Annotated in this window: 4 protein-coding genes; all 4 read right to left on the bottom strand. The window is 65.5% G+C overall.

What is annotated here, in order from left to right:
- Positions 1 to 275: 275 nt before the first annotated feature.
- Positions 276 to 611, bottom strand: a complete 336-nt coding sequence (locus tag AB0J08_RS41375; RefSeq protein ID WP_360645295.1) for a peptidase inhibitor family I36 protein — start codon at positions 609 to 611, stop codon at positions 276 to 278.
- Between the two features lie 132 nt (positions 612 to 743).
- The gene (locus AB0J08_RS41370; RefSeq protein WP_360645292.1) at positions 744 to 1,274 is read right to left on the bottom strand and encodes a hypothetical protein; all 531 of its coding nucleotides are present in this window, start codon (positions 1,272 to 1,274) and stop codon (positions 744 to 746) included.
- A 158-nt stretch (positions 1,275 to 1,432) separates the two neighbouring features.
- Complete coding sequence (locus AB0J08_RS41365; RefSeq protein WP_360645289.1) at positions 1,433 to 1,966, bottom strand: hypothetical protein; 534 nt, start codon at positions 1,964 to 1,966, stop codon at positions 1,433 to 1,435.
- 301 nt (positions 1,967 to 2,267) lie between these two features.
- Entirely contained in the window at positions 2,268 to 2,534 is a 267-nt protein-coding gene (locus AB0J08_RS41360; protein ID WP_360645286.1) for a hypothetical protein, read from the bottom strand.
- Positions 2,535 to 2,847: the final 313 nt, after the last annotated feature.

Raw genomic sequence — 2,847 nt, 5'->3', positions numbered from 1 at the left:
GCCGCCCTGCGCGTACCTCATGCCCCAGGGCTACCGGATCCACAGCCCCACCGTCAGGCGAACAGCCCCGACATCACCCAATCAAGTTCAGTAGCAGCCGCTGCGGGCAGGGGCAGCGGTAGCGGAGGAGGTGGTGCAACCGCACGACCTCGGACTGCCAGTGTGCCGGCCGGGAAGTGATGGCCCGCCTGTCGCAGGTGACGGGCTCCCTGCGCGCACGGGCCAGCCGATGCGAGCGCCGCCGTCAGGGCCGGGCGGCATTCCCGGCCTTGGCACTACGCTCCGCAGGGCGCGTCGTTGATCTTCAACGAGTGTGTGACGTCGTTGAGCTGGTACGAGCGCAGGTCGTTGATCGTTCCACCTTCGCGCCCCACGCAGACGTGCCGGCCGAAGTAGTTGTCCTTCTGATAGACCCGCGCGGTCCGACCCGAGTTGTTGATCACCGAGCTTCCCGCCCCCCGGATGTAGTCCGGCAGGTGCCCCACACTCCCGTCGACGGCCCGCTTCACGTACGGCTGCCCCACGAAGTCGATCTCCGGATAGATGCACACGAACCCGCGCGGGCACGCGATCTTGTCCCGAACCTGGGCCGGAGCAGCCTGAGCCGGCACAGCAAAGCCAAGGCCCCCGCACCCGTCGTCGCCCGGGCCCTCGGCTACCACGACAAGACCACCACCCACCTCGTCACGGAGGCCGGCGGAACCTGGAGCCGGTATGCCCCTGGCGACCACAGTCGGTGATCGCTACAGATCGCCGGTCGCGCCCGTCTCCACGAAGCGGACGACGCAGCGACGGAGGTGATCAAGGAACTCCGGCAGGTTGTCGGCGACCTTGTCGAACTCCGCATCGTCCACGGAAGCGGTCCTTGAGGGGTGGATTGCGCCGCCCCAGTCGGCGACGTAGAGGATGCCTCCACCGTTCGAAGCGATCACCATCCCGTGGGGGTCATCGGCTTCTGGAACGAAGACGGGCCCTTCCTCCGCGAGCCTCTCCAGAACATCGCGCGCCGAGTGGACGAAGTAGCCGTTGCCCACGTCTGGCAACACCACTTCACCGATCGAGTCGTAGAACGTCCGCAGATCCCCGAATCCCAGGAGCTCCCGACCGTAGTCACGGGTAGCCCGAAGGTCTTCATCGTCGGCGGCCCGGACTTCATTCGTGCCTGGCTCGTAGCCGAAGGTCTCCTCGAACGTCGAGATCATGGAGCCCACCGCATCCGTGATCTCGTCACGCCACTGTGACAGCCATGCAGCCGAGTACGAGAGCTGGTCCATGACCCGGATCATGCCACTGTCACCTTCAGCACAAGCCCCCGCCCCTGCAGGGACTGTTGACGCACAGTATCAAGAGCCCATACCCGTCCAGGAATACGCGACACCTCAACATGCGAGCCCACCAGTCTCATGACCGATTACGTCGCGGAATCAGCACCTCACACGCGGCCCAGAAGATAGCCGACGGCCGCCATCAACACGGTGTTGACTACCACTACATAGATCAGCGCAAGGTTCACCAAATTCTCGCGCGTCCGCCGGACAGGCGCCGTAGATGCCAGCTCCGGCTCGGCCGGCGCGCCTGACTCAATAAAACGCTCGCCAGCTGCCCCCATTCTCCAGCTGGCCGTCACCTCCATCGAAGCGGCGGGATGACGGGGGGCACGATCGTTGAGCCTCTCAACGATGGCAGACACGATGCGGCGCGTTTGTTCCACCGCTTTGGTGATCTGTTTGACCAAGTCGTTGTAGGTGCCGAGAAAGGTGCCGAGGGTGGTCAGGATTACGAGGATTTCGATACTGTGCCCCCGTCTAATAACGAGCGGCTCCACCTCGATGTTCGGCGAAGTGCCGAGCTCCTCCTGTACGGCCTGGAGGATCTGTTCCCGAACCTCCTCCGCCTCCGCGACGGCGAACCGACTCATGATCTCGTGTTCCAGGTCGACGGAGACTTCCCGGGGCGCGTCGGCCAAGTGAGTGACCATTCTGAGCCGGATCCTGGCTAGCTCCCCCACCAACGGGCGCAAGATACCGCTGTCTGAACGGGGTGTATCCCGCATTTGCCATCCTCCGGGAAGTGAGCGCGCCGACCCTTTAGCTGACGACCCATCCCACCTCAAGTTCTGGGTGGTCGCATGCCAGAGATCACGCCTACGTGCTGGCCCTGGCGGGTCGCCAGTGATTAGGGCGAGACCGGCGGAACCCGGAGCGGGTACGCCTTCGGCGATCACACACCGTGACACCAGCCCCGCGTCCCTGAGAATTCGCAACAACTCAACATGCGAGCTCACCAGTCTCAACCCCCGTCACCACCTCGACCGGGTTGTAGGCGCATCCGGCCTCGTGCCGCTGTCCGCTGGCGAGGCGGAAGTACGCGCCGACCTTGGTCGGGTTGGGCCCATCCTTGCCCCGGAAGTACGGGCCCACACCCTCCACCTTGCTCGCGCAGTAGCGGCAGTGGAGCGGTTTGACGTCCTCGGGCAGTGAGGTGATCTTCGAGGCGCGGACCGGTGCGCCCTGGTTGGTGCGCGCTTCGAGCATCTTGTTGCCGACGGCTATTGCTGTGCTTTCCCTCCCGAATCGTGCGTGGTCCGATCATGCCCAGCTGGGGCGGGTGGGGGAGCCGAATTGCGCGGGATCGGTCCTGACGCGCGCTGGCCGGGTGGCGCCCCGGAGATGGCCGGGCCCCTCACGCTCGTCGACGTGAGGGGCCCGGCCATCAGCGTACGGCCCGCTGCACCCAGGCCCTGGCGGCCAGTACGGCCAAGAACCGGACCCCACGGTGACCCCGACTACAGGAACGTCCCGTCGGGGGCTTGGTGCCGGCGTTCAGTGCCAAGGGGGTCGGCCGGTG

The organism is Kitasatospora sp. NPDC050463, from assembly GCF_040655255.1.
Classification (GTDB): domain Bacteria; phylum Actinomycetota; class Actinomycetes; order Streptomycetales; family Streptomycetaceae; genus Kitasatospora.
Note: the sequence above shows the minus strand (reverse complement) of the source record. Positions and strands in the feature narration are given on the sequence as shown.